Origin of the sequence: Thermus brevis (genome assembly GCF_026427635.1) — a bacterium.
GTDB lineage: Bacteria > Deinococcota > Deinococci > Deinococcales > Thermaceae > Thermus > Thermus antranikianii.
Genome location: NZ_CP102606.1, coordinates 196,682 through 220,689, shown reverse-complemented (window position 1 = coordinate 220,689; position 24,008 = coordinate 196,682). Strand labels below are relative to the sequence as shown.

27 protein-coding genes and 1 tRNA gene are annotated in these 24,008 nt (G+C 64.6%); 21 read left to right on the top strand and 7 right to left on the bottom strand.

The features are described 5' to 3' along the window. Positions 1–57 precede the first annotated feature (57 nt). From KQ693_RS01295 to trpD, 6 genes are all read left to right on the top strand, one after another. A complete protein-coding gene (locus tag KQ693_RS01295; RefSeq protein ID WP_267261677.1) occupies positions 58–720 on the top strand; it encodes a GntR family transcriptional regulator in 663 nt (220 codons plus the stop codon). After that, positions 717–1,640, top strand: a complete 924-nt coding sequence (locus tag KQ693_RS01290; RefSeq protein ID WP_267261676.1) for a proline dehydrogenase — start codon at positions 717–719, stop codon at positions 1,638–1,640. Before KQ693_RS01295 ends, KQ693_RS01290 begins: the two co-directional genes overlap by 4 nt. An 18-nt stretch (positions 1,641–1,658) precedes the next feature. Then, complete coding sequence (pruA, locus tag KQ693_RS01285; RefSeq protein ID WP_267261675.1) at positions 1,659–3,209, top strand: L-glutamate gamma-semialdehyde dehydrogenase; 1,551 nt, start codon at positions 1,659–1,661, stop codon at positions 3,207–3,209. 160 nt (positions 3,210–3,369) lie between these two features. After that, positions 3,370–4,758, top strand: coding sequence for an anthranilate synthase component I (gene trpE / locus KQ693_RS01280; RefSeq protein WP_219759528.1), 1,389 nt, complete (start codon positions 3,370–3,372; stop codon positions 4,756–4,758). Then, entirely contained in the window at positions 4,755–5,336 is a 582-nt protein-coding gene (locus KQ693_RS01275) for an anthranilate synthase component II (protein WP_126200891.1), read from the top strand. The genes trpE and KQ693_RS01275 overlap by 4 nt, the downstream gene beginning before the upstream one ends. Next, a complete protein-coding gene (gene trpD / locus KQ693_RS01270; RefSeq protein WP_267261674.1) occupies positions 5,324–6,313 on the top strand; it encodes an anthranilate phosphoribosyltransferase in 990 nt (329 codons plus the stop codon). Before KQ693_RS01275 ends, trpD begins: the two co-directional genes overlap by 13 nt. Positions 6,314–6,387: 74 nt before the next feature. On the opposite strand, the gene KQ693_RS01265 is transcribed toward trpD, so the two are convergent. Genes KQ693_RS01265 through KQ693_RS01245 form a run of 5 tightly spaced genes read right to left on the bottom strand, consistent with a single transcriptional unit; the run spans position 6,388 to position 10,330 of the window. Continuing rightward, entirely contained in the window at positions 6,388–7,614 is a 1,227-nt protein-coding gene (locus KQ693_RS01265; protein WP_267261673.1) for an adenylosuccinate synthase, read from the bottom strand. Positions 7,615–7,625: 11 nt separating this feature from the next. Next, positions 7,626–8,294: a queuosine precursor transporter gene (locus KQ693_RS01260; RefSeq protein WP_135257057.1), complete on the bottom strand. Its 669-nt coding sequence runs from the start codon at positions 8,292–8,294 to the stop codon at positions 7,626–7,628. Continuing rightward, a complete protein-coding gene (gene hpt, locus KQ693_RS01255) occupies positions 8,291–8,827 on the bottom strand; it encodes a hypoxanthine phosphoribosyltransferase (protein ID WP_267261672.1) in 537 nt (178 codons plus the stop codon). The genes KQ693_RS01260 and hpt overlap by 4 nt, the downstream gene beginning before the upstream one ends. 5 nt (positions 8,828–8,832) lie before the next feature. After that, positions 8,833–9,543: a pseudouridine synthase gene (locus KQ693_RS01250; protein ID WP_267261671.1), complete on the bottom strand. Its 711-nt coding sequence runs from the start codon at positions 9,541–9,543 to the stop codon at positions 8,833–8,835. Position 9,544: 1 nt separating this feature from the next. After that, positions 9,545–10,330 (bottom strand): enoyl-CoA hydratase/isomerase family protein, encoded by a 786-nt coding sequence (locus KQ693_RS01245; protein ID WP_267261670.1) that lies wholly within the window; start codon positions 10,328–10,330, stop codon positions 9,545–9,547. Between the two features lie 45 nt (positions 10,331–10,375). Here KQ693_RS01245 and truB point away from each other — a divergent pair, with 45 nt between their 5' ends. From truB to KQ693_RS01205, 8 genes are all read left to right on the top strand, one after another. Further along, positions 10,376–11,314, top strand: a complete 939-nt coding sequence (gene truB / locus KQ693_RS01240) for a tRNA pseudouridine(55) synthase TruB (RefSeq protein WP_219759535.1) — start codon at positions 10,376–10,378, stop codon at positions 11,312–11,314. A gap of 1 nt (position 11,315) precedes the next feature. Continuing rightward, positions 11,316–12,425: an alanine dehydrogenase gene (ald, locus tag KQ693_RS01235; protein ID WP_267261669.1), complete on the top strand. Its 1,110-nt coding sequence runs from the start codon at positions 11,316–11,318 to the stop codon at positions 12,423–12,425. Between the two features lies 1 nt (position 12,426). Continuing rightward, positions 12,427–12,768, top strand: coding sequence for an Asp23/Gls24 family envelope stress response protein (locus KQ693_RS01230; RefSeq protein WP_267261668.1), 342 nt, complete (start codon positions 12,427–12,429; stop codon positions 12,766–12,768). Further along, complete coding sequence (locus KQ693_RS01225) at positions 12,761–14,326, top strand: DAK2 domain-containing protein (RefSeq protein ID WP_267261667.1); 1,566 nt, start codon at positions 12,761–12,763, stop codon at positions 14,324–14,326. The genes KQ693_RS01230 and KQ693_RS01225 overlap by 8 nt, the downstream gene beginning before the upstream one ends. An 85-nt stretch (positions 14,327–14,411) precedes the next feature. After that, a complete protein-coding gene (locus tag KQ693_RS01220; RefSeq protein ID WP_267261666.1) occupies positions 14,412–15,197 on the top strand; it encodes a hypothetical protein in 786 nt (261 codons plus the stop codon). A gap of 197 nt (positions 15,198–15,394) precedes the next feature. Further along, positions 15,395–15,823 (top strand): 3D domain-containing protein, encoded by a 429-nt coding sequence (locus KQ693_RS01215; RefSeq protein WP_219759540.1) that lies wholly within the window; start codon positions 15,395–15,397, stop codon positions 15,821–15,823. A gap of 28 nt (positions 15,824–15,851) precedes the next feature. Beyond that, a complete protein-coding gene (locus tag KQ693_RS01210; RefSeq protein ID WP_267261665.1) occupies positions 15,852–16,973 on the top strand; it encodes an ABC transporter permease in 1,122 nt (373 codons plus the stop codon). 40 nt (positions 16,974–17,013) lie between these two features. Further along, positions 17,014–17,088: transfer RNA gene (locus tag KQ693_RS01205), tRNA-Thr, on the top strand. A 348-nt stretch (positions 17,089–17,436) separates the two neighbouring features. On the opposite strand, the gene KQ693_RS01200 is transcribed toward KQ693_RS01205, so the two are convergent. Further along, positions 17,437–18,624: a tyrosine-type recombinase/integrase gene (locus KQ693_RS01200; protein WP_267261664.1), complete on the bottom strand. Its 1,188-nt coding sequence runs from the start codon at positions 18,622–18,624 to the stop codon at positions 17,437–17,439. A gap of 11 nt (positions 18,625–18,635) precedes the next feature. Further along, positions 18,636–19,247 carry a hypothetical protein gene (locus KQ693_RS01195; RefSeq protein WP_267261663.1) on the bottom strand — a complete coding sequence of 204 codons (612 nt, stop codon included), beginning with the start codon at positions 19,245–19,247 and terminating at the stop codon, positions 18,636–18,638. 61 nt (positions 19,248–19,308) lie between these two features. Here KQ693_RS01195 and KQ693_RS01190 point away from each other — a divergent pair, with 61 nt between their 5' ends. The 7 genes from KQ693_RS01190 (at position 19,309) to KQ693_RS01160 (ending at position 23,533) form a co-directional block, all read left to right on the top strand. Then, entirely contained in the window at positions 19,309–19,515 is a 207-nt protein-coding gene (locus KQ693_RS01190; RefSeq protein ID WP_267261662.1) for a helix-turn-helix domain-containing protein, read from the top strand. After that, positions 19,502–19,771: a helix-turn-helix domain-containing protein gene (locus tag KQ693_RS01185; RefSeq protein WP_267261661.1), complete on the top strand. Its 270-nt coding sequence runs from the start codon at positions 19,502–19,504 to the stop codon at positions 19,769–19,771. Before KQ693_RS01190 ends, KQ693_RS01185 begins: the two co-directional genes overlap by 14 nt. 11 nt (positions 19,772–19,782) lie before the next feature. After that, on the top strand, positions 19,783–20,106 hold the full coding sequence (locus tag KQ693_RS01180) for a hypothetical protein (RefSeq protein ID WP_267261660.1): 324 nt from the start codon (positions 19,783–19,785) through the stop codon (positions 20,104–20,106). Further along, a complete protein-coding gene (locus KQ693_RS01175; RefSeq protein WP_267261659.1) occupies positions 20,103–20,453 on the top strand; it encodes a hypothetical protein in 351 nt (116 codons plus the stop codon). Before KQ693_RS01180 ends, KQ693_RS01175 begins: the two co-directional genes overlap by 4 nt. An 8-nt stretch (positions 20,454–20,461) precedes the next feature. Next, on the top strand, positions 20,462–21,409 hold the full coding sequence (locus KQ693_RS01170) for a DUF7146 domain-containing protein (protein WP_267261658.1): 948 nt from the start codon (positions 20,462–20,464) through the stop codon (positions 21,407–21,409). Between the two features lie 12 nt (positions 21,410–21,421). Beyond that, positions 21,422–22,873, top strand: coding sequence for a YfjI family protein (locus tag KQ693_RS01165; RefSeq protein ID WP_267261657.1), 1,452 nt, complete (start codon positions 21,422–21,424; stop codon positions 22,871–22,873). Between the two features lie 303 nt (positions 22,874–23,176). Then, entirely contained in the window at positions 23,177–23,533 is a 357-nt protein-coding gene (locus KQ693_RS01160) for a hypothetical protein (RefSeq protein WP_267261656.1), read from the top strand. The last annotated feature ends 475 nt before the right edge of the window (positions 23,534–24,008 follow it).

Below are 24,008 nucleotides of genomic sequence, written 5' to 3'. Positions count from 1 at the left end.
GTGGCCGCCATCTCCCTTCTTGACAACGGGAACAGGCCGGAGCATCTTGTATACAGGATGCAGACCCTAGGCTTTCGCCGGCCCAACCAGGTGCGGGAGGCCGTGTACCGGCACCTCAAGGACCTTCTCCTCTCCGGGCGGTTCGCCCCTGGGGAAAGGCTTTCCGAGCCCCTCTTGGCCCAGGAGCTCGGAGTTTCCCGCACCCCCGTGCGGGAAGCCCTCATGCGCCTTGCGGAGGAGGGCTTGGTGGAGCTGGTGCCGGGCCGGGGGGCCAGGGTGCGGATCTTCAGCCCGGAGGAGGTGGAGGAGGTCTACGGGGTGCGGGCCCTTCTGGAAGGGGAGGCGGCCCGGGAGGCAGCCCTTAGGGCCACCCCTTGGGAGCTTGCTGACCTCGAGGCCCGCCTTAAAGCCATTGACGAAGCTCCCCCCGAGGACTACCCCGAGCAGATGCGCCGGGACCTGGAGTTCCACCGGGCCTTGGTGCGGCTTTCCGGGAACAAGACCCTCTACCGCCTCTACGAGGACCTCCTTTCCAGCTTGGCCCTGGTCCGGAGCGCCCTGTCCACCCTTTCCCAGGAGGAGACTACTCGCAAGGAGCACCAGGCCATCCTCGAGACCCTGAAGAGGCGGGACCCCGAAGGGGCCAAGAGGGCGGTGGAGGCCCACGTGTACCGGTTCCGCGACCTGGTGGTGGCCAGGCTTAGGAAAGGAGGGGTATGAACCTGGATTTGTTCTATCGGCAGGCGGTGTTTTCCGTGGCGGGGAATCCCAAGGTGGAGGCCCTTATCAAGACCCGGGCCAGGAGCCTGGTGCGGCGCTATGTGGCGGGGGAGACCTTGGAAGAAGCCCTCTTGGTAGCGGAAAGACTCGAGGCCCAGGGGGTCCACGCCATCTTGGACCTCCTGGGAGAAATGGTGAGAAGCGAGGAGGAGGCCCGCGCTTTCCAGAAGGGGATCCTGGAGCTCATCCGGGCGGTGGCCGGGCGCCCTTGGCCCAAATACGTGTCCTTAAAGCTTACCCAGCTTGGGCTGGACCTCTCCGAGGCCCTGGCTTTGGATCTTCTTCGGGAAATCCTTAGGGAGGCGGAGCCCAAGGGGGTCTTCGTGCGGATAGACATGGAGGATTCTCCCCGGGTGGAGGCTACCCTGCGCATCTACAAGGCCTTGCGGGAGGAGGGCTTCAGCGGGGTGGGGGTGGTTTTGCAAAGCTACCTGTTCCGCACGGAAAAGGACTTCTGGGAGCTACTCCCTTACCGGCCCAACCTGCGCCTGGTGAAGGGAGCCTACCGGGAGCCCAAGGAGGTGGCCTTCCAGGCTAAGCGCCTCATCGACGCCGAGTTTTTGCACCTGGGGAAGCTAGCCCTGAAGGAAGGGCTTTACGTGGCCTTCGCCACCCACGATCCCAGGCTCATCGCTGAGGTGAAGCGGTACACCGGGGCCATGGGCATCCCCAAGGACCGCTTTGAGTTCCAGCTCCTCTACGGGGTGCGCCCCGAGGAACAAAGGCGCCTGGCCCAGGAGGGCTACACCGTGCGGGCCTACGTGCCCTACGGCACCCACTGGTACCCCTACCTAAGCCGGCGCATCGCCGAACGGCCCGAAAACCTGTTTTTGGTGCTAAGGAGCCTCCTAGGAGGCTAAAGGAAAAGGAGGTAAGGCATGACGGTGGAACCTTTCCGCAACCAGCCCATAGAAACCTTCCAGACGGAGGAGGCCAGGCGGGAGATGCGGGAGGCCTTAAGGCGGGTCAGGGCCGAGTTTGGCCGCCATTATGGCCTCTACATCGATGGGGCCTGGGTGGATACCCAGGAGAAGATCCAGTCCCTAAACCCCTCGGCCCCGAGCGAGGTGGTGGGGAGCACCGCCAAGGCGGGGCTTTCCGAGGCGGAAGCTGCCCTGGAGGCGGCCTGGAGGGCCTTTAAAACCTGGAGGGACTGGCCCCAGGAGGACCGGAGCCGCCTCCTCCTAAAGGCGGCCGCCCTCATGAAAAGAAGGCGGCGGGAGCTGGAGGCCACCTTGGTCTACGAGATCGGCAAGAACTGGCTCGAGGCCAGCGCCGAGGTGGCCGAGGCCATTGACTTTCTGGAGTACTATGCCCGCCAGGCCCTCAAGTACAAGTACCCCTCCGTGGAGGTGATGCCCTACCCCGGGGAGGATAACGAAAGCTTCTACATACCCTTGGGGGCTGGGGTGGTCATCGCCCCCTGGAACTTTCCCATCGCCATCTTCACCGGCATGCTGGCTGGACCCGTGGCGGTGGGGAACACCGTGGTGGCCAAGCCCGCGGAGGACACGGTGGTCATCGCCGCCAAGGTCTTTGAGATCCTTCACGAGGCAGGCTTCCCCCCAGGGGTGGTGAACTTCCTGCCCGGCAAGGGAAGCGAGGTGGGGGCCTATCTGGTGGAGCATCCCAGGACCCGGTTCATCAACTTCACCGGGAGCCTCGAGGTGGGGCTTTGGATCCACGAGAGGGCGGCCAGGCTGGCCCCGGGCCAGCGCTGGATCAAGCGGGTATTCCTGGAGCTCGGTGGCAAGGACGCCATCATCGTGGATGAAACCGCCGATTTTGACGCGGCCACCGAGGGCATCCTCATCTCCGCCTACGGCTTCCAGGGGCAGAAGTGCTCGGCAGCAAGCCGGCTCATCGTCACGGAGAAGGCCTTTGAGCCCTTGATGGAAAGGGTCTTGAAGCGGGCCGAGCGCCTGGTGGTGGGCCCGGCCGAGGAGAACCCCGACCTGGGCCCTGTGGCCAGCCAAGCCCAGGAGAAAAAGATCCTTTCTTACATCGAGATCGGCAAGGGAGAAGGCCAGCTGGTCCTTGGGGGAGAGCGCCTGGAAGGGGAGGGCTACTTCATCGCTCCCACCATCTTCACCGAGGTGTCCCCCACGGCCAGGATCGCCCAGGAGGAGATCTTCGGCCCCGTGCTTTCCGTGATCCGGGTAAAGGACTTCGGGGAGGCCCTCGAGGTGGCCAACAACACGGTCTACGGCCTCACGGGTGGGGTTTACTCCCGCAAGCGGGAGCACCTGGAGCGGGCCAGGCGGGAGTTCCACGTGGGGAACCTTTACTTCAACCGCAAGATCACCGGGGCCCTGGTGGGCGTGCAGCCCTTCGGCGGCTTCAACCTTTCCGGCACCGACACCAAGGCCGGGGGGCCTGATTACCTCCTGCACTTCCTGCAGATGAAGACGGTGGCCGAAAGGTTCTGAGGCTTCCTTGATGCCCGGCTTCCCCTGGACGCCAGGGGGGGCTTGGGCTATTCTGGGAACATGAGCCCGCTTCCCACCCTTTGGTGGCCCGGTTAGGTCCCCGGGGGCGGATGGGCGTGTTTCCCCGGGGCTAGGCCCCGGGGTTTTTGTAAGGAGCGGCATGGAAACCATAAGGCCTTTTCGCAAAACCCTCTTGGCGGACCTGGAAACCCCGGTGACCGCTTACCTGAAGCTTTCGGAGAAGGCCCCGGTGAGCTTTCTTCTGGAGTCGGTGGAGCGGGGAAGGCAAAGCCGCTTTTCCATCATCGGGGTGGGGGCCCGGCGCACCTTCCGCCTGAAGGACGGGATTTTCACCGTAAACGGGGAAAGGGTGGAAACCCGGGATCCCTTGCGCACCCTTTATGAGGCGGTTCATGCTCCCATGGAGCGGCATCCCGACCTGCCCCCCTTCTTTGGGGGGGTGGTGGGGTACGCCGCCTACGACCTCATCCGCTACTACGAGCGCCTGCCCTCCCTCAAGCCCGACGACCTGGGCCTCCCCGACCTCCTCTTCGTGGAGCCCGAGGTGGTGGCGGTCTTTGACCACTTGAAAAACCTCCTGCACCTGGTGGCCCCGGGGCGGGGCCTCGAGGAGGCCGAAGCCCGCCTTGTTTGGGCCGAGAAAAAGCTTAAGGGTCCCTTGCCGGGGGTGCCGGGGGAAAGGCCGGGGGGGAGGGCCCGCTTTGAGCCCGACATGAGCCGGGAGGAGTACTTAAGGGCGGTGGAAAGGGCTTTGGAGTACATCCGCGCCGGGGATATCTTCCAGGTGGTCCTCTCCTTACGGCTTTCCTCCCCCCTTACCGTGCACCCCTTTGCCCTATACCGGGCCCTGAGGAGCGTGAACCCTAGCCCTTACATGGGCTACCTGGACCTGGGGGAGGTGGTCTTGGTTTCGGCGAGCCCCGAAAGCCTCCTCCGCTCCGATGGCCGCAAGGTGGTTACCAGGCCCATCGCCGGCACCCGGCCCCGGGGGAGGGATGAGGAGGAGGATAGAAGGCTTGCGGAGGAGCTTCTAAAGGACGAGAAGGAAAGGGCCGAGCACGTGATGCTCCTGGACCTTTCCCGCAACGACATCGGCCGGGTTTCCGCCTTCGGCACGGTGCGGGTCCTGGAGCCCTTGCACGTGGAGTACTACTCCCATGTGATGCACCTGGTGTCCACGGTGGAAGGGGTGTTGGCGGAAGGCAAGACCCCCTTGGATGCCCTGGCCAGCGTCCTCCCCATGGGCACGGTTTCGGGAGCCCCCAAGATCCGGGCCATGGAGATCATCGAGGAGCTGGAGCCCCACCGCCGGGGACCCTATGGGGGAAGCTTTGGGTATCTGGCCTACGACGGGGCCATGGACGTGGCCTTGACTTTGCGTACCTTCGTGATCGCGGGTGGGTGGATGCACGTGCAGGCGGGGGCGGGCATTGTGGCGGACTCGGTGCCGGAAAGGGAGTACGAGGAGTGCTGGAACAAGGCGAAGGCCCTTTTGAAGGCGGTGGAGATGGCGGAGGAGGGGCTATGAGGGTTTTGGTGATCGACAACTACGATAGCTTCACCTACAACCTGGTCCAGTACCTGGGGGAGCTTGGGGCAAGCCCCGTGGTTTGGCGGAACGACCGGTTCGCCCTCGAGGAGGTGGAGGCCTTAAATCCCGACCGCATCCTCATAAGCCCGGGTCCCTGCACCCCCTTGGAGGCCGGGCTTTCCCTGCCCTTGATCGGCCGCTACGCCCCCCGCTACCCCATCCTGGGGGTCTGCCTGGGGCACCAGGCCATCGGCATGGCCTTCGGGGGCAAGGTGGTGCCCGCTCCCGTGATCATGCACGGAAAGGTGAGCGAGATCCACCACGACGGCACCGGTATCTTCCGGGGTCTTCCCAACCCCTTCCCCGCCACCCGCTACCACTCCCTGGTGGTGGAGGAGGTGCCGGAGGACCTCTTGGTAAACGCCTGGGTGGAGGAGGCGGGGAAGAGAACGGTGATGGGCTTCCGCCACCGCCAGTACCCCACCCACGGGGTGCAGTTCCACCCGGAAAGCTACCTGACGGAAGCGGGTAAGATCATCCTTAAGAACTTTCTGGAGGACCCATGGAGGCAGTGAAGAAGGCGCTTTTGGGCGAGGTGCTCACCGAGGAGGAGGCCCACGGCCTCATGCAGGCCATGATGGCCGGGGAGCTTTCCCCCGTGCAGGTGGCGGGGGTGCTCACCGCCATGGCCCTGAGGGGGGAGACCCCCTCGGAGATCGCCGCCATGGCCCGGGCCATGCGGGAAGCGGCCCGGCGCATTCCCGTAAGCCGCAGACCGCTTTTGGACATCGTGGGCACCGGGGGGGACCACAAGGGGCTTTTGAACCTCTCCACCCTGGGGGCCCTGGTGGCGGCGGCGGGAGGGGTGGCGGTGGCCAAGCACGGAAACCGGGCGGCCAGCTCAAGGGCGGGCTCGGCGGATCTCCTCGAGGCCCTGGGGGTCAACCTGGAGGCTCCCCCCGAACGGGTGGGGGAGGCCATTGAGGCGCTGGGCTTTGGTTTCCTCTTCGCCCGGGTTTTCCACCCCGCCATGCGCCACGTGGCCCCCGTGAGGGCCGAGCTAGGTATTCGCACCGTGTTCAACCTCCTGGGTCCCCTCACCAACCCTGCGGGGGCCGACCGGTATGTCCTTGGGGTTTTTAGCCCCCGGTGGCTTACCCCCATGGCCGAGGCCCTGGGGCACCTGGGGGCCAAGGGGCTGGTGGTCCACGGGGAGGGGGCGGACGAGCTCATCCTGGGGGAGAACCAGGTGGTGGAGGTGGGGAAGGGAGCCTATACCCTGGTCCCCGAGGAGGTGGGGCTGGAAGCTTACCCCCTCGAGGCCCTAAGGGGGGGCTCCCCAGCGGAGAACGCCGAGCTGGCCAAAAGGATCCTAAGGGGGGAGGAGAAAGGCCCTCACGCCCAAGGGGTGGCCCTGGCGGCGGGGGCGGGCTTCTACGCGGCGGGCAAGGCGGCCACCCTGCGGGAGGGGGTGCGCCTGGCCCGGGAGGTCCTGGCCTCCGGGGAGGCCTACGGGCTTTTGGAGCGGTATGTGGCCTTCTTAAGGGGGTAGGGCCCTGGAGGCAGGTTTGCGGAAGGGATCTGCCGGCCCCCTACCCTGGCTTTCGCCAGGGGGGTGGGGTGGCCCTAGACCCAGCTCACCGCCCCGAAGGTGTCCTCCCGTCTTGGGCTTGTGGAAAAGAGGACCACGGGTACCCCGGTGTACTCCTCGATGAGGTCCAGGTAGCGCCTTAAGGATGCGGGAAGGTCCTCCCGGCTTCGCACCCCGGAAAGGTCCCCCCAGCCCTCGAGGTCCAGGTAGCGCACGGCCTCAGGGCTCGCCTCCCCGGGCCGGGCCCCATCCAGGTATTCCACCGCCACCTTGATCCTGTCCAACCCGGAGAGCACGTCCAGCTTGGTGAGGGCCAGGCCGTCAAAGCCGTTCACCTCACAGGCGTACTTGAGGGCCACCAGGTCGAGCCAGCCCACCCGCCTGGGCCTGCCCGTGGTGGTGCCGTACTCCCCGCCCCTTTCCCTTAAGTAATGGGCCAGCTCCCCTTGGAGCTCCGTGGGGAAAGGACCCTCCCCCACCCGGGTGGCGTAGGCCTTGGCCACCCCGTACACCTTGGTGATGGCCTTGTGGTTTAGCCCCGTGCCCACCAGGATGCCTCCCACCGTGGGGTGGGAGCTGGTCACATAGGGGTAGGTGCCGTAGTTGAGGTCCAAAAGGGTGGCCTGGGCTCCCTCAAAGAGAAGCCGCTTGCCCCGCTTCAGGGCCTCCCGCAAGAGGCTTCCGGTGTCCGCCACAAAGGGGGCCAGGATCTCCCGCATCCGATAGAGGTCGGCCAGGGCCTTTTCCTCCGTGTCCCAGCCCGCTTCCCGGGTGGAGTTGGGTTTTTCCAAAAGGAGGCGGCGCACCCGTTCCCTTAACACCTCTTCCTTTAAGAGGTCCCCAGCCCGGATCCCCACCCTCCTGGCCCGGTCGGAGTAGGCGGGGCCGATGCCCCGACCGGTGGTGCCCACGAAGTTATGGCGGCTTTCCACGTGCTTGTGGTGGGGAAGAACCAGGTGGGCCCGTTCCGAAACCAGCACCTGAGGGTTAAATCCCTCCTTCCTCAGGGCTTCAAGCTCCTCCTGGAAGCGGAAGGGATCTATGACCATCCCGTCCCCCAGGATGTTCACCGCATGGGGATGGATGACCCCCGAGGGCAGAAGGTTCAGCTTGAAGACCCGCCCCTCCGCCACCACCGTGTGGCCAGCGTTGGCCCCGCCTTGGTAGCGGATCACGTAATCGGCTTCCTGAGCGAGGGCATCCACCACCTTACCCTTGCCCTCGTCCCCCCACTGGGCTCCTATGATGGCGACTCCCGGCATCCCCTTAAAGCTTACGCCAAGCGGAAGGGATTGAAGTCCGTGTCCCGGTCGTAGACGTCAAGCCCTTCCACCCGCTTAAGGAAGCCCACCACCCCGTAGGTGATGGGGAGCATGAGGGCTTCCACCCCCACCTTGAACACGTAGTTGGAGAGGAAGACCGCCCAAAGCACCTCCGGAGGGAAAACCCCGTAGAAGGCCACCAGGAGGAAGATGCCCGTGTCCAGCCCCTGGCCCACCAGGGTGGAGGTGAGGGCCCTAAGCCAGAAAAAGCGCCCTTCCGTCTTCACCTTAAGCTTGGCCAGGACATAGGCGTTGGCGAACTCCCCCACGAAGTAGGCCAGGAGGCTTCCCAGGACGATCCTGGGGGTAAGGCCCAGAAGGAGGCCGAAGGCCTGAGCGAAGCGCTGGCTTTCCTCATCCTTGGGGGCGGGGAGGGCGGCTACTCCCTGGAAGGTAAGGGTGGCCAGGAGGAGGGCAAAAAAGCCGAGCCAAATAACCCGGCGGCTACGCCTATAGCCGTAGACCTCGGTGAGCACATCTCCGAAGATGTAGGCCAAGGGGAAAAGCAGGGTACCGCCGTCAAAGGTAAAGGGCCCCAGCACCACCAGCTTGGTGGAGGCCACGTTGGAAACCAAAAGCACGGCGGCGAAGAGAACGGCGATCAGGTCCAGGTACTTCATTCTTCCTCCGGGCGGATGGAAGTGATGAAGGGCAGGTTGCGGTCAAACTGGGCCCGGTCCAGGCCGTAGCCGTAGACGTAGGCGTCCTCAATCTCAAAGCCCAGGTAGTGGATGGGCACCTCCACCTGGCGTCGGCTGGGCTTGGAGAGGAGGGCGGCCACCCGCACCGAGGCGGGTTTGCGGGCCTCGAGGTAATCCAGGAGGTAGGAGAGGGTGAGCCCGGTGTCCACGATGTCCTCCACCACGATGACATCCCGGCCGTGGATGGGCAGGCGGAGGTCCTTCAAAAGCTCCACCTCGCCGCTTGTGCGGTAGGCGTTCCCGTAGGAGCTGATGGAGATGAAGTCCAGGGTCAGGGGCAAGGGGATGGCCCTGACCAAGTCGGCCATGAAGATGAAGGCTCCGTTCAACACGCAGATGAGGTGGGGGGTTCTTCCCTGGTAGTCCTGGGCGATCTGGGCTCCCAGCTCTTTTACCCGCTTCTCTATGGCCTCGGCTGGGATTTGCACGGGTCCGTTCCCCGCAGTGAACATGGCCCTTATTCTACTGGGGTTTCCCGCAAAAGGGCTTCCACCTCCCTTGGCGAAAGTTGCCGCCACTTTCCCGGGGGTAGGTGGCCCAGGCGGATGGGTCCCACCTGGAGCCTGATGAGCCTCGTCACCGGGTAGCCCACGGCCTTCAACATCCTTCGCACCTCCCGCTTCCGGCCTTCCGCCAGGGTGAGGAGGGCACCCCCGGGAGCCGGCCGGCAGGCCAGGGCTCGGGCAGGGCCATCCTCGAGGTCCACTCCCTCTAAAAGCCGCTGACAAATGGCCAGGGGTAGGGTGCCCCTTTCGGTATAGACCCGGTAGACCTTCCTGATCCCGTAGCGGGGGTGGGTGAGGCGGAGGGTCAGGTGGCCGTCGTTGGTGAGGAGGAGAAGCCCCTCCGAGTCCCGGTCCAGGCGGCCTATGGGGTGGAGGCCCGGGATATCGGGCAGAAGGTCATAGACCGTCTTTTGGGCGTGGGGGTCATGGCGGGTGGTGGTGTAGCCCCTGGGCTTGTGGAGAGCCAGGACGATCCTTTCCTGGGGGGGTTCCACGGGTTTCCCGTCCACCTCCACCACGTCCCCCGGGTTCACCTTTTGCCCCAAGACGGCCACCCTCCCGTTCACCCGCACCCGGCCTTGGCGGATAAGCTCCTCCGCCTTCCTGCGGCTTCCCACGCCGGCGCGGGCCAGGAAGGCCTGGAGGCGCAGGGGTTTCTCCATGCTAGAACTGGGGTTTGCGCTTTTCCTTAAGCGCCCGTAGCCCTTCTTCCAATGCTTCTCCCTGGAACCCCAAAAACTCCAGGGCCAAGGACACCTCAAAGTGGGGCACGAAGGTGCGGAACCAGTTGTTCAGGGCGTGTTTGGTGAGGCTCAGGGCCTCCTTGGGGCCTTCGGCCAGGCGCGTGGCCACCTCGAGGGCCTTTTCGTACACCTTCTCATCCTCCACGGCCAGGGCCACCAGGCCCAGCCGCTCCGCTTCTTCCCCGGTGAGGGGTTCATTGAGGAGGAGGTGGTACTTGGCCTTGGCCATGCCCACCAGGAGGGGCCACAGGAGGACCGCATGGTCCCCGGCCGCTACCCCAAGCCTAAGGTGACCGTCCAGAAGCCTGGCCTTCTTGCCCACCACCACCACGTCGCTGGCCAGGGCCAAGGCCAGCCCTGCTCCCACCGCCACCCCCTCCACCGCGGCCACCACCGGCCTGGGGAAGTCCATGGGCCCGAGCACCAGCTCCCTCGCTTCCCAAAAGACCCGCATCAAGGCTTGGTGGGAGGAGCGCATCTCCTCGATGAGGGTGAAGGAACCCCCGGCGGAGAAGACCCCACCCTCGCCCCTTAAAAGAACGGCCTTGACTTCCTCGAGTTCCCCTAAGTCCCTCCAGACCCGGGCCAGGTCCCGGTGGGCTTCGGGGTCCAAGGCGTTGAGTTTTCCCCCCCGCAGGGTAATCTCCAGCACCCCGGGCCGGGGCCAGGTGAAGGAAAGGCTGGGGTAACGGCCTTCTAGGTCCATGCCTCCATTCTTTCCCCTGCCGGGTGGTGATACAATCCCCTAGGCATGGCCCTCTACGCGGTGGACAAGCCCCTCTACCTCACCTCCCATGATGCGGTGGAGGAGGCGAGGCGCCTGCTTGGTACCCGCCGGGTGGGGCATACTGGAACCCTGGACCCCCTGGCCACGGGCCTTCTCCTTTTGGTTTCCGACGAGAGCACCAAGCTGGTCCCCTTCCTTTCGGGGGAGGACAAGGAGTACATCGCCTGGGTTTCCTTCGGGGCCACCACCCCCACTTTGGATGCGGAAGGGCCGGTGAGCGAGGAGGCGCCGGTGCGCTTTGAGCGCAAGGACTTAGAAAGCGTTCTCCCTTCGTTTTTGAAGCTCAAGGAGCAGGTGCCTCCCCTCTACTCCGCCATCAAGGTGGGAGGAAAAAGGGCCTACGAGGCTGCTCGGGAAGGGAAGCCCTTGGAGCTTGGCCCGAGGCCGGTAAGGTACCTGGAGGTGGAACTCCTGGCCTTGGACCCCGAGCCCATACCCCATCCCATCGCTCCCTCAGCCAAGGGTTGGCGGCTTGCGGAAAAGGGTGGGCGCAAGGTGGAGCTTCCCAAGCCCTTGGGTCCCTACCCCACGGCGGTGATCCGCTTGGTGGTGGGCCCCGGCACCTATGTGCGGGCCTTTGCCCGGGACCTGGGGGAGAAGCTCAAGACCAAGGCTTTTCTTTCCGGGCTGGTGCGCACCCGTATCGGCAAGGTGGGGCTGGAACGGGCGGTGAAGCTTTCCGAACTTTCCCCGGAAAAGGCCATCCCCGAGACCGATGTCCTGCCCTTTCCGGTGGTGGAGCTCTCCCACACCGAGGCCCGGCGGGTGCTGGAGGGGGTGCCCTTGCCCATCCCCGCCTTGGGCTATGTGGCCCTGGTGGACTCCCGAAGAAGGCTTCTGGCCATCGCTGAGGGGGATGGCTTCAAGCTGAAGATAAGGCGTGTCTTTGTAAAGGAGGCGTAGTATGGTGATCGGCGTACCCAAGGAGATCAAGACCCTGGAGAACCGCGTGGCCATGACCCCGGGTGGGGTGGAAAGCCTGGTCAAGCGGGGGCATACCGTTCTGGTGGAGCGGGGGGCAGGGGTGGGCTCCGGCCTATCCGATGCCGAGTACGAGCGGGCGGGGGCCGAGCTGGTGAGCCGGGAAGAGGCCTGGGGAGCGGAGATGGTGGTGAAGGTGAAGGAGCCCCTTCCCGAGGAGTATCCCTTTTTGCGCCCCGGGCTTATCCTCTTTACCTATCTGCACCTGGCCGCTGACCGCGCTCTCACCGAGGCCATGCTGCAGAGCGGGGTCACGGGGATAGCCTACGAGACCGTGCAGCTTCCCGATGGCTCCCTGCCCCTACTGGTTCCCATGAGCGAGGTGGCGGGGCGCATGGCCCCCCAGGTGGGGGCCCAGTTCCTGGAGAAGCCCCACGGGGGGCGGGGGGTGCTTCTCGGGGGGGTTCCCGGGGTGGCCCCGGCCAGCGTGGTCATCCTGGGGGGTGGCACCGTGGGCACCAACGCCGCCAAGATCGCCTTGGGCATGGGAGCCCAGGTGACCATCCTGGATGTGAACCATAAGCGCCTTCAGTACCTGGACGACATCTTCGGGGGCCGGGTGGTTACCCTTACCGCCACCGAGGCCAACATCAAGAAGAGCATCCAGCATGCCGACCTCCTCATCGGGGCGGTTTTGGTGCCGGGGGCCAAGGCCCCCAAGCTGGTCACCCGGGATATGCTTCCCCTCATGAAGGAGGGCTCGGTGATCGTGGATGTGGCCGTGGACCAGGGAGGGTGTGTGGAAACCATCCGCCCCACCACCCACGCCGAGCCCACCTACGTGGTGGAGGGAGTGGTGCACTACGGGGTGGCCAACATGCCGGGAGCGGTGCCCAGGACCAGCACCTTCGCCCTCACCAACCAGACCCTCCCCTACGTGCTGAAGCTGGCGGAGAAGGGCCTTCAAGCCCTCTCGGAGGATGGCGCCCTCCTCAAGGGCTTGAACACCCACAGAGGACTCCTCACCCATCCCGGGGTGGCGGAGGCCTTCGGCCTGCCCTATACCCCCCCGGAGGAGGCCCTAAGGAGGTAGGATGCAAGGACGGGTGACGGTGACCGAGGGGGCCTTGGCCTCCTTGCTGGCCCTGGCGGCCCACGAGGTGCCGGGGGTGGTGGGGATGGCCCCGGCGGGGCTGAAGGATCAGGTGGTGCGCATTCTGGGGCGGCAGGAGGCCAGCGAGGGGGTGGTGGTGCGCCAGGACCCGGCCAGCCCCGGCAAGTACGCCGTGGACTTCTACGTGGTGGTGGCGGTGGACACCCGCATCCCCACGGTGGTGGAGTCCCTGGCGGAGCGGGTGGCCTTCGCTGCCAAGAAGCTCGCCGGGGTGGAGCTTTCCCAGGTGCGGGTGCACGTGGTGGGGGTGGGGCGTGGCTAGCCTTAGCCCCGGGGAGGTGGCCGAGGCCTTCCGCTACGCCACGGACTGGTTTTCCGTGTTCGTGGAGGAGATCAACGCCCTCAACGTCTACCCCGTCCCCGATGGGGATACGGGTACCAACATGCACCTCACCCTCCAGTCCGCCCGGCGGGAGCTGGATCTGGCCGACACCTCCAAGATGCCCGAGGTGGCCCGGGCCATCGCCTACGGGAGCCTTCTTGGGGCCCGGGGGAACAGCGGGGTGATCCTTTCCCAGATCCTGAAGGGGTTCAGCGAGGCCCTCCGCAAGAGGGAGGTGCTGGATGCCTCCGCCTTGGCCGAGGCCCTGCGCCTGGGGGCGGAAAGCGGATACAAGGCGGTGATGAAGCCGGTGGAGGGCACCATCCTCACCGTGGCCCGGGCGGCTGGGGAAGGAGCCCAAGGGGAGACCCTCGAGGAGACCCTGGAAAATGCCCTTGGCGCAGCCCAAAAGGCCCTGGAGAAGACCCCGGACCTCCTTCCCGTGCTGAAGCAAGCGGGGGTGGTGGACGCTGGAGGTGCGGGGTACGTGCGCTTTTTGGAAGGCATCCGGGGATACCTCCTGCGGCTTCCCCTGCCCGAGCCCCCCAAGGTGGAGCGCTACGCCCAGACCGCCTTCGCCACCGAGGAGTTCGGTTACTGCACGGAGTTCCTCATGGAGGGGGTGGAGGTGCCCATTGAGCGGATCCGGGAGGCAGTGGCGCCTTTTGGGGACTCCCTCTTGGTGGTGGGGGCCGAGGGGTATGTGAAGGGGCACATCCACACCGACGACCCCGATGGCCTTCTGGCCACCGTGGCCCGCTTCGGCCGCATGGTGCGCACCAAGGTGGAGGACATGACCGAGCAGCACACGGAGATCCTGGCCATGGTGGGGGCAGGGGAGGAGGCCCCTCCTCCCACGGGCTTGGTGGCGGTGGCCCTGGGGCATGGCCCCACCCGGGCCTTCCGCAGCCTGGGGGCCCGGGTGGTGGCGGGAGGGCAGACGCAAAACCCCAGCGTGGAGGACCTGCTGGCCGCCATAAGGAGCGTGGCCAGCTCCAGGGTGATCCTCCTGCCCAACAACCCGAACGTCTTCCTAGCGGCGGAGAAGGCGGCGGAGCTGGCCAAAGCCCAGGGTAAAGAGGTGTACGTGCTCAAGACCCGCACCCTGGGCCAAGGCCTTGCGGCGGCGGTGCGCTACCTGCCTGAGGCGGAGGCGGAGGAGCTTCTTCCCGAGATGGAGGAGGCCATGAAGGGGGCGGTGACCCTCGAGGTCACCTGGGCCAGCCGGGACGCCGAGGTGGATGGGGTCAAGGTCCTGAAGGATAAGCCCATCGGGCTTCTGGATGGAAGGCTGGTCCTCATGGGGGAAACTCCCGAGGAGGTGCTGGAGGGCCTTATCCGCCTGGCTGGAGAAGACAAGGAGATCCTCACCCTTTTCCTGGGCCCCAACACCCCCAAGGAAAAGGCCGAGGAAGTGGCCGGGAAGTTCCCGGGGCTTGTGGTGGAAATCCTTCCCGGCGGGCCCGACCTTTACGCCTACCTGGGGGTCTTGGAGTAGCCTAAAGAAAGCCTAAGCTCCTTTCCCCCCTTTCCCGGGCTATGCTGAGGGAAAGGGGGGTTTTATGTGGCGGATGGCCAGAGGGATGGTTGTGGGCTTGGCGGTTCTCGCCCTCGCGGCTTGCAATCTCCAGGGCACCCTGCCCGTGAGCGGGGACCTATTGGTGGGAGGTTCGGTGATCGCCGACCTGCCCCCAGCCCAGGAGAGCGGCGAGGAGCTAAGGCCGGGGGTAAAGGTATACCGCATAGCCCTAGACCAGGACCGAGCGGTGAGGGTGAGTGCGGTTTCTGCGGACCTTCAAGGGAGGGCCCGGCTCCGCCTGGTGCTTCTGGACGATAGAGGAGTGGTGCAGGCGGTGAGCGTGGCCCGGAACTGGTTTGCCGCCAGGCAGGAGCTTGCTCCCCTTTCCCTGCGTCCCCAGATCACCACCGACCCCGGGTACCGCCTGAACTTCAAGGGGCAGGCGGGCCAGGTCTTTTACCTGCGGGTGGAGAACTACGCCCTAAGCCAGGATCGGGTAACCCTCTACGCCGATCCCTTTATCCCCAATCCGGCGGGGAACGGGGAGGCCTTCACCTCCGGAACCAGGCAGGGGGCCATAGAGTTCGTGGGGGAGTTTGACCGGTATAACGTTTCTGCCGCCACGGGGTACCTCCGCTTCACCTATTCCGGACCCCTGGACCTGGTGGCGCTCCTCTACCTCTCGCCTCAAGACCCTAGCCCCCTGGTCCTGGACCCGGTGATGAACTGTGCCCCCATCTCTCCCGCCACCCTTCTGGTGGTGCGGGACCGGGGCCTGGCCCGGGCGGGGTTTGACGAGGGAAATAGCGGCCGGTATCAGCTGGAGATCTCCTCCACCCCCTGCCCCTAGGCTTCTTTGACAGGGCTTAGCGTGGGGTAAAGAGGCTTAAGGAATCTCTAATGCAAGGCATCCGAAAGTTGTCCCTTTCCTGCGGGGTTCCTGAGTTGTTGTAATCGTTCCATCTCTGTTAGGGGGCGGCCTGGATGAGGCCCCCCCTTCATGGTTCTCAGAAACCTCCAGGTTTGACCCGCATACTCAGGGGCGCTATGCGGGGTTTGCTGATTGTGCTCCTTTCCGCCCTGGCCGTTGCCGGGGCCTGGGCCCAGATGGCGGGCCGAAAGACCATGGTCCTCGAGGCCACCGCCTACACCTCCAGCGTGCGGGAGACCGACTCCACCCCCTTCATCACCGCCACCGGCATACGTACCCGCCTGGGGGTCCTGGCGGTGAGCCCGGACCTCCTCAAGGTTCTGCCCTATGGCACCAAGGTGCGCCTTAAGGACCTGGGTTCCGTGTACGGCCGGGGCCGCGGGCAGTTTGACTACCTTTTCCGGGACCGCATCTTCGTGGTGGCCGACGTGATGCACCCCAGGATGCGGGAGAAGGTGGACGTCTGGCTTCCCGACCGGGCCACAGCCCTGCGCTTTGGCCGCAGGGTGGTGAGCCTCGAGGTGGTGGAGTACCCCAGGCGCTAAAGGCCAAGAGTTTCCTTATCCTTAGGGCGTGCGCTTCGCCCTCTTCCTGGCCCTGGCCCACCTTCGGCGTAGACCCCTGCAGACGGGGCTGGCCCTTTTGGGGGTGGGGGTGGGGGTGGCGGTCCTCCTCACCGCCCTCTCCCTCACCAATGGCTTTGTTAGCGGCCTGGTGCGGGCCACCTTGAAGGCCTACCCCCACCTGGTCCTCTTCAGCCTGAGCGAGGAGCTTCCCCCCTTTCCCAAAGGGGAACACCCGGAGGTGGAAGCCTACGCCCCCTTCGCCGCCACCAAGGCGCTTTTAACCCGTCCGGCGGAGGGCGCCAGGGGCCCGGGGGTGGACTTCGCCACCCTGGTGGGCCTGGGTGAGGGAGGTGAGGCCCTCTACCCCGATCTGGGGCTGAGGCTGGAACCCGGGGGCATCTACCTGGGCTCGGCCCTGCAACAATCCCTGGGAGCCTTCGTGGGGGACAGGCTCTACGCCATGTCCGCCACCCAGGAACGGGTGGAGCTAAGGGTCTTGGGGGCGTTTCGCACGGGAAACTACCTCCTGGACTCCGCCTATGCCTTCGTGGACCTGAAAACGGTGGAGCGGCTTTCCGGAATAAGGGCCCAGGGGTACCAGGTGCGCCTTAAGGACCCCTGGCGGGCCAAGGAGATAGGGGTGGCCCTTGCCGGCACCCGCTTTTTCCCTCAGGCCTGGCAGGACACCCAGCGCACCCTTTTGGAGCAGCTTTCCCTGCAGAAGCGGGTCCTGGGTATCCTGATCTTCCTGATTGTGGCGGTGGCTTCCCTAGGGGTGGCCAACCTTCTGGTGCTCAAGGTGGTGGAGAAGACCCCGGAGATCGCCCTCCTTCGGGCCATGGGCGCCTCGAGGCTCACCGTAGGGATGGTCTTCGCCCTGGAAGGGGTTTTTCTGGGAATCGGGGGGGTTCTTCTGGGCAATCTCCTGGGGTATCTTCTTTGCCTCTACCTTTCCCTCCGCCCGGTGGACCTTCCCGGGGAGCTTTACTTCCTCACCCACCTGCCCGTGGAGATGCGCCTTTCCGACTTCCTTCTGGTGAGCGGCGCAAGCCTGGTCGCCACCTTCCTTTCCGCCCTTTTGCCCCTCTTCCGGGCCCTAAGGGTCCAGCCCGGGGTGGTGCTCAGGTAGTTGCCAAAAAGAGCCTCCTGCCCTAGACTCTTTAGGGCGGGCCGGTGTAGCTCAGCGGTAGAGCAACCGCCTCGTAAGCGGTAGGCCGCCGGTTCAAATCCGGCCACCGGCTCCAGCTCCAGGACGCAAAAAGCCCCGCCTCGGAAGAGAGGCGGGGGATTGCTTTTGACAGCTAAACGACAGCTTGAGCCTCAACCCCCTCATACCCACCAGGGCCCGGGCCGCCCCTAGAGGTTAGCCTCTCCCTTTGCCTGGTTGGGGGTCTACGAAAAAGGGGAAGTGGGGGGTCAAAAAAATCATCGCATTTCTGCCACTTTCTCATGTTTGTTTGTGTGTGGGAGGGTATTTTTAAGTGTCGGGTAAGAACCCGACACTTACCCGACACTTGCGTCCCAGACGGGTTTTCTGGTGTCAGGTACAAACCCGACAGACCCGACACTTTTGGGATTGGAATAAGACCACTTTATGCCTGGGGGCGGCTGGGCTCCTCCCCAATCATTTCCGCGAGGGTGAGGACATAGCCCCTCCTCTCCTCCTCAAGCACATGGCGGTAAACCCGGAGGGTGATTTCGTAAGAAGCGTGGCCTAGGCGTTCGCTCACCACTTCCAAGGGGACTCCCCGGGCCAAGAGGAGGCTTCCGTAGGTGTGCCTAAGGTCATGCACCCGCACGGGGGGAATGCCCGCCTTCTCGCAAAGCCGCCTCAGGGCGTGGTTGGGGTAATCGGGATGCACGGGGTCCTCCCCGTCCTCCCCAGGGAAGACCCATTCCTCCCTCGCGGCCTCCTCCCCCACGGCCAAGACCCTGGCCTCGTAGTGGGCCCTCAAGGGGTGGAGAAGGTCAATGGGAATGGGCACCGCACGCCTGGAGCGGGGTGTCTTGGGGCTGGACAAGAGCCCCCCGGCTCCAAGCTTTACCCAGGCCCGGCTCACATGGATTTCCCCGCGCTCAAAGTCCACATCCTTCCACTTGAGGCCCAGGGCCTCTCCCTTCCTCAAGCCCGTGGAGAGGAGGAGGCGGAAGAAGAGCTCAAGGGGGTGGCCCTGGGCGGCCTCGAGGAGGGCCCTCACTTCGGAGGGCTCGAGGGTCCTGCCCGCCTTCCTGGGAGCCTCCTCCTTGGAGCTCACCCTGGGGGGCCTGAGGGAGGCCAGGGGGTTTCGGGCCAGGAGCTCAAGCCTTACCGCCTCCTCAAAGAGGGCCTTGAGGAGGATAAACACCTTCCTGAGGGTCCTCTCCACATAGCCCTCCTGGGCCAGGGTGTGCAGGGTGGCCTGGATGTGCAGGGGCTTGACTTCCTGGAGGCGCATGCTTCCCAGGCCGGGCCCTTCTCCCCTCAGCTCAGGAATGGCTAGGCCCAGCTCCTGGCGGTAAAGCTGGAGAGTCTTGGGCCTGAGCTCCGGCTCCTTGAGCTTTAGCCACTCCTCGGCCCAATCCGCCACGGTCAAGGGGTGGGGGGGGATGTAGGTGCCCTTGTTGAGCTCAGCGAGGGCGGAGATGACCTTTTCGGCCACTTCCTTGCGGGTACGACCGTAGAGGTAGCGCCTTTTGGGCTTGCCGTCTTCGTTGTAGCCCAGGTGGATTTGCCCCACCCAGCGCCCATCCTTGCGCCTGTAGATTGAGCCCTCATTACGCCCGCGGCGTTTGCGGCCCATCTTTGCTCTACCTATTCCTCATCCACGGAATTCCGAGCTTGCTCTAAAAACTCCCTATGCTCTTTGTCTAGATAGGTGTCCAAGTAGAACCGGACCTTGCGGATGTTAGAAAGCCCGTACTGGATAGCTTTCTCTATGTCCAAGTCATCAGGCCACAGTACTGTGCCCCGGAGGGCATCCCCCGCAAATCCCTCCAGAAGAAAATGTAAAAACGACTGATATTTTGCGCGTTCTTCTGGGGTAAGCTTCTTAAAATCTTCCTTTGCCACGACCACAATTCGCATCAAATCGTAATCCTCTAGGAGTTTGGTGATATCATGCCAGAGTTGCCTGCCAAGACCACCTTCGCTTTTGGGAAGGATAGTAGATTCATCAAAGTCACCCTCCTTGGTGAAGTAGAGCCAGATACGCTCTTCCGAAGAGTGTTGGCTCATGTGCTCTTCTATTAGCCATCTCAGGTATTCCGAAACAGAAACACCCTTTTCCTCGGCCCGCTCCTCTAGATAGGTGCGGTGCTCTGGCAAGAGAGTGACGGATACGGATACCTTTCTCCTCCTCTCACTCTTGATGCTGCCTTTTTGCTTTTGGAACTTCCGTGCACGAGTACCCACGGTGTCTATCATAGTATGCCCCTCTTGACCTGGTGGATACGATGATTTAGTATTTATCGTGTAGGAGGAGGATATGAAGGAGAAAAGCAAGAGCCTTGACCGGTTGGCTTTGAGCCCAGAACAGGTCGCACAGGCTTTGGGTATCAGCGTTTTCACGCTTTACAAGCTTCTCCATACTGGACGCATAAGGCATGTTCGGGTGGGCCGCCGCATTCTCATCCCCATTGCCGCCCTCGAGGCCTTCCTCAACGGGGAGGAGGTTGGGAATGCCGCTTCCTGAGAAGCCCCTCTTCACCGTCAAGGAGGCCGCTGAGTACCTGGGCCTTCCCGAGGCCCAGGTCTACCAGCTTTGCCGGGCGAGGGTCTGGCCTAGGCTGGCGTGTATCCGCCTCGGGAAGCGCATCTACATCCCCCGCAAGGCCGTGGAGCGGTGGCTTGAGGCGGTTGCTGAGGAGGACGGCCAAAGCGCCCAGGGAGAGGCCTGGGCGCTTGGTACGGGGAAAAAGCGTTTGGGTCAGGGTGGCGGTGAAAGGTGAGAGGTGAGGCTATGGTACGGGAGAAAGAGCCTTTGGGTCAAGTGGCGGTTGAGGAGCCCGCTTTGGGGCAAGAGGGAGAGGACCAGGCCAAGGGGGTCTACGCCGTTCAGGTTTCCCTGGAGGGGGCTAGCCTCCCTCAGCTCCTGGCCTTTGTGGAGCTCCTTAGGGCCAAGGTGCGGGAGCTTGGGGGCTACGCCCTGAACGCCTCCTTTTCCTTTGACGCGGAACTGGAGTTTGGCCGTCCCGAGGCCCCTGAGCTCATTAAGGCCTGGGGCAAGGAGCTTGCCGACCCCCTGGGGGCGGACCTCGGGGTGAGCGTGAGGAGGAGGCCATGACCGTCCCGGTGGAAGAGGAGGCCTTCTTCCCCCCCATGGATTACCGCTTTAGCCCCGCCTTCTGGGAGGAGGTGAGGCGGGCCATCCTCCGGCTTGAGGCCCAGGGGAAGCGGGTGATGCCCTTCTTCCATGTGGAGGATCCCGAGGATCCCGAGGGGGTCAAGCGGGATGTGGACCTCAATGACCTCATCCGCCTTGCCCACGGTGGGGGCGGGGACAGGCTTCCTCCCAAGGTGGCGGTAGGGGCCTTGGGGGAGGAGCCCCCTCCCCTCGGGGCCCTCCTCTTGGCCCTCCCCGCGCTCCTCATTGCCCTCTTGGCAGGCCATTTTCTGGGGGCGAAACCGTGAGGCATGAAGTGCTTGACCACATCCTTTTCGCCACCCGGGCCCGGCCCTCGGGCCCGGGGCGTTGGCAAGGGCTTTGCCCGGCCCATGAGGACCGTACTCCCTCCCTCTCCATCCGCCTCACCCCCGAGGGCACGATTCTCCTCCATTGCTTTGCCGGGTGCCCTACGGAAAGCGTTTTGGCGGCCTTGGGCCTGGAGTGGAAAGCCCTCTTTCCCGAGGGAAGGGAGTGGAGGCCCTACGCTCCTTGGGCCTTTACCCCGGTCTACCGGGCAAAGCCAAAGCCGGATGGGGCCCTGAGGGGAAGGCTTGAGCGCCTTTGGGCCCAGGCCATTCCTTTGGACCGGAGGGGGGCAGAGGTGGGGAGGAGGTACCTCGAGGCCCGGGGCCTGAGCCTCGAGGCCGTCCTCCCCGGCCTCCAGAACCTGAGGCTTCACCCTGGCCTGGAGTACCGGGAGGAGGGGAAGGTCCTGGGAGTCCTCCCCGCCCTCCTGGCCCGGGTGGAGCACCCCCAGCACGGCCTGGTGGCCCTTCACCGCACCTATCTGGCCCCTGATGGAAGGGGGAAGGCCGACGTGCCCAGCCCCAAGAAGCTCACCCGCCCGGTCTTTGAGGGGGCCACCGTAGGGGCGGCCATTCGGCTTTATCTCCCCGAGGGGGAGGCCCTGGCCCTCAGCGAGGGGATAGAAACCGCCCTGGCCGTACGGGAGGCTTCGGGCTACCCGGCTTGGGCCACGGTGAGCGCCGGGGGGCTTGAGCGGGTGCTGGTGCCCGAGGGGGTGAAGGGGGTCCTTATCGCCGCTGACCACGACCGGGCCGGGGTGGAAGCGGCCTATGCCCTGGGGAAGCGCCTCCTCCTCCAGGGCTTCAAGGTGAGAGTGGTTTACCCCCAAGAGGAGGGCAGGGACTGGCTTGATGTGCTGAAGGGCGCTAAGGAAGAGGCCCTTAGCGCCCAGTAAAGGGGTAGCGGCATGGACAAGAAGAGTTTAACCGATGAGCTCAACCGCCTTCGTTCCCCGGAAAACCTTTCACCCGATGACCTTCCTGAGCCTACCCCTCTGGAAGAGCTGACCGGAGAGGAGCTTCCCCCCTTCCCCGGGGGGGTCCTTCCCGAGGCCCTAGAGGGCTTTCTCAAGCCCTTTAGTGAGCGCCTGGCCGTTCCCTACGATGTGCCCGCCATGACCGCCTTGGGCCTAGCCTCGGGCCTCTTGGCGGGGAGGTACAAGGTGAGGCCTGACCCCCTCAATCCCCCCTGGGAGGAAGGGACCAACCTTTGGGTTGCCGTCATAGCCCCCACCGGGACCAAAAAGAGCGCCGTCCTCAACACCCTGGCCCGGCCCCTCTACGAGCTTGAGCAGGTTTTTCACGAGGACTTTGAGGCAAAACGCCGCGTATGGGAGCTTGAGCGGGAAGCGTGGAAGGCCAAGAAGCCCGAGGAGCGGGGCCTCGAGCCTGAGGAGCCTAAGCCCTGGAGGGTGGTGGTGGAGGATGCTACCAAAGAAGCCCTGGTGCGGGTCCTTCAGGTGAACCGGGGCCTGGTGGCCGTGTTTGACGAGCTCAAGGGCCTCTTCGCTTCCTGGCAAAGGGTGGACCGGGCCGCCGACCGGGCCTTCTGGCTAAAGGCTTACTCTGGGGGCTACCACAGGGAGGACCGCATGAGCAGGGAAACCTCCCCCCTGAGGGAGCCCGCCCTGGCCGTGGTGGGCTTTGTTCAGCCCGGGCCATTCCGCCAAATCGTGCTCAAGGCCTTGGAGGAAGGGGAGGAGGCCGATGGGCTTCTCCAGCGCTTCATCCTGGTCCAGGGGGGCCTCACGGCCTGGCCGGAGAAGCGCCCCGAGGTGGGAAGCCAGGCTTATCACGCCTACCAGACCTTCATGAAGGGGCTTTGGCGCGAGCCCCAAGCCCCTCCCGTGGTCCTGACCTTTGACCCCGAGGCGCAAAAGCTTTGGTACGAGTGGGAGGACGAGGTAGAGCGGGAGCTTCGCAACGAGGACCTTCCCGAGGCCTGGAGGGGCTACCTGGGCAAGCGCCTCGGGCTCACCGCCCGGTTGGCGGGGGTCCTGAGCGTGCTTTGGAGGGAGGAGGGCCCTATTTCCGAGGACAGCCTCTTGCGGGCCATCTCCCTGGTGGAGTGGGCGGAAGCCCACGCCAAGCGGGTGTGGAGGAGGGCCCGGGTGGGGGATGTGTCCAAAGTCGTGCGGGTGGCCGCAAAGCTTTTGGACAGGGCTAGGCGGGGAACTCTCCCCAAGGAAATCAATCCGAGGTGGGTGGTTAGGCAAGACTTTGCTGGGATAGAAACCTCAAAGGAGGCCTATAAGGTGCTCAGGGCCCTGGAGAGGGAAGGGTGGCTTTTGCCCGTGTATCACCCCCGGACCCCAACCTGGACCCTCAATCCCCGGTTGCTCACTCAAGCTCAGGCCTGAGGGCCCTCTACGCCGAGGCCGCCCCCAAGGGGCGGCTTTTTGCTTTGGCCGGTCAGGGGTCTAGGAAAAGGGGAAAGTGGGGGTCAGAATCGCCGCGTAAGGAAGTGTCGGGTGAGGTGTCGGGTTAGCCCGACACTTAGATTTGCGTCCTAGAGGGTAAAAGTGGCCCAAGTGTCGGGTGTGGCGGGTAAGTGTCGGGTAGGTTTTAGGTGGCTTTTGCGCCCTCCTAGACGGCAAAAACTCAAAGAAGTGTCGGGTAAAGCGGCATGTCGCCTCTGTATATTCCCCCCTAAGGGGGTAGGCATGGACCGGCAAAAGGTGCTGGGCGTGGTCCTCCTCGGGCTCATAGGGCTCTATTTCGCCCTTCAGGGGAGGGAGAAGCCCCCTTCTCCCTCGCGCCCTGCCTCAGAGGAGAAGAGGGTAGAGGAGGGCGGGAAGTGCCTGGCCCGGGTGTGGGCCGCCGCCCTGGGCTACCAAGAGGTGCGCTTGCAAGTGGAAGGCCAGGCCTGGGCCATCCGCCTCTCTTGGCCTGGGGGAGGCCTCCAAGTGGAAACCCCTAAGGTGTGCTCTGGGGGGGAGTGCAAGGTACTCATTCCCCCCGGGGTGAGGCCCGTGGAGGTACAGGTAGACGCTTGCCCCTCCCTCCGCCTCGGGGAGTGAGGCCTCTTGCCCTAAGCTCTTACCGGCTCTGGAAGGGGAGGCTTCCTCTTTTTGCGGGGCGGGGTGATGAGGAAGGGGGCCTCTTCCTTGGGCTTGGGCCTCGGGCCTCGGGACATGCCACTAATGTACCCGGGGCAATGTGCCCGGCCAAGGTGGACGGGCAAGGCGGACAAAAGCCTTGAGGAAGGCTTTGGGCCCCTTTGCCCTGGGCTTTGCCTGGGGGGAGGGAAGTGCCGGGTTAGGGCCACTTGGGAGAAGCGCCCTCCAGGGGAGCGAGAATCCCGAAGCGCCGGGTGTGCCGGGTAAGCGCCGGGTGAGTTTTAGGTGGCTTTTGTGCCCTCCCGGAGGGTAAAGGCTCAAAGAAGTGCCGGGTAAAACCCCGTGTCGCCTTTCTTCGCCCCTGTGGAGCCCCCTGCCACCCCTGGAGAAGGGGGAAGAGGAAGGGCCTATGGAAAGGCAGGGAATGCCCCTTGTT

Coding starts and splice junctions, on each gene's coding strand:
- KQ693_RS01195 (WP_267261663.1), bottom strand. CDS start 19,247: ATGATAGACACCGTGGGTACTCGTGCACGGAAGTTCCAAAAGCAAAAA.
- KQ693_RS01250 (WP_267261671.1), bottom strand. CDS start 9,543: ATGGAGAAACCCCTGCGCCTCCAGGCCTTCCTGGCCCGCGCCGGCGTG.
- KQ693_RS01265 (WP_267261673.1), bottom strand. CDS start 7,614: ATGCCGGGAGTCGCCATCATAGGAGCCCAGTGGGGGGACGAGGGCAAG.
- KQ693_RS01160 (WP_267261656.1), top strand. CDS start 23,177: ATGGACCGGCAAAAGGTGCTGGGCGTGGTCCTCCTCGGGCTCATAGGG.
- KQ693_RS01200 (WP_267261664.1), bottom strand. CDS start 18,624: ATGGGCCGCAAACGCCGCGGGCGTAATGAGGGCTCAATCTACAGGCGC.
- ald (WP_267261669.1), top strand. CDS start 11,316: ATGGTGATCGGCGTACCCAAGGAGATCAAGACCCTGGAGAACCGCGTG.
- KQ693_RS01290 (WP_267261676.1), top strand. CDS start 717: ATGAACCTGGATTTGTTCTATCGGCAGGCGGTGTTTTCCGTGGCGGGG.
- KQ693_RS01260 (WP_135257057.1), bottom strand. CDS start 8,294: ATGAAGTACCTGGACCTGATCGCCGTTCTCTTCGCCGCCGTGCTTTTG.
- trpE (WP_219759528.1), top strand. CDS start 3,370: ATGGAAACCATAAGGCCTTTTCGCAAAACCCTCTTGGCGGACCTGGAA.
- KQ693_RS01185 (WP_267261661.1), top strand. CDS start 19,502: ATGCCGCTTCCTGAGAAGCCCCTCTTCACCGTCAAGGAGGCCGCTGAG.
- KQ693_RS01180 (WP_267261660.1), top strand. CDS start 19,783: ATGGTACGGGAGAAAGAGCCTTTGGGTCAAGTGGCGGTTGAGGAGCCC.
- KQ693_RS01275 (WP_126200891.1), top strand. CDS start 4,755: ATGAGGGTTTTGGTGATCGACAACTACGATAGCTTCACCTACAACCTG.
- pruA (WP_267261675.1), top strand. CDS start 1,659: ATGACGGTGGAACCTTTCCGCAACCAGCCCATAGAAACCTTCCAGACG.
- KQ693_RS01295 (WP_267261677.1), top strand. CDS start 58: ATGCAGACCCTAGGCTTTCGCCGGCCCAACCAGGTGCGGGAGGCCGTG.
- trpD (WP_267261674.1), top strand. CDS start 5,324: ATGGAGGCAGTGAAGAAGGCGCTTTTGGGCGAGGTGCTCACCGAGGAG.
- KQ693_RS01165 (WP_267261657.1), top strand. CDS start 21,422: ATGGACAAGAAGAGTTTAACCGATGAGCTCAACCGCCTTCGTTCCCCG.
- KQ693_RS01220 (WP_267261666.1), top strand. CDS start 14,412: ATGGTTGTGGGCTTGGCGGTTCTCGCCCTCGCGGCTTGCAATCTCCAG.
- KQ693_RS01230 (WP_267261668.1), top strand. CDS start 12,427: ATGCAAGGACGGGTGACGGTGACCGAGGGGGCCTTGGCCTCCTTGCTG.
- KQ693_RS01245 (WP_267261670.1), bottom strand. CDS start 10,330: ATGGACCTAGAAGGCCGTTACCCCAGCCTTTCCTTCACCTGGCCCCGG.
- truB (WP_219759535.1), top strand. CDS start 10,376: ATGGCCCTCTACGCGGTGGACAAGCCCCTCTACCTCACCTCCCATGAT.
- KQ693_RS01215 (WP_219759540.1), top strand. CDS start 15,395: ATGCGGGGTTTGCTGATTGTGCTCCTTTCCGCCCTGGCCGTTGCCGGG.
- KQ693_RS01175 (WP_267261659.1), top strand. CDS start 20,103: ATGACCGTCCCGGTGGAAGAGGAGGCCTTCTTCCCCCCCATGGATTAC.
- hpt (WP_267261672.1), bottom strand. CDS start 8,827: ATGTTCACTGCGGGGAACGGACCCGTGCAAATCCCAGCCGAGGCCATA.
- KQ693_RS01190 (WP_267261662.1), top strand. CDS start 19,309: ATGAAGGAGAAAAGCAAGAGCCTTGACCGGTTGGCTTTGAGCCCAGAA.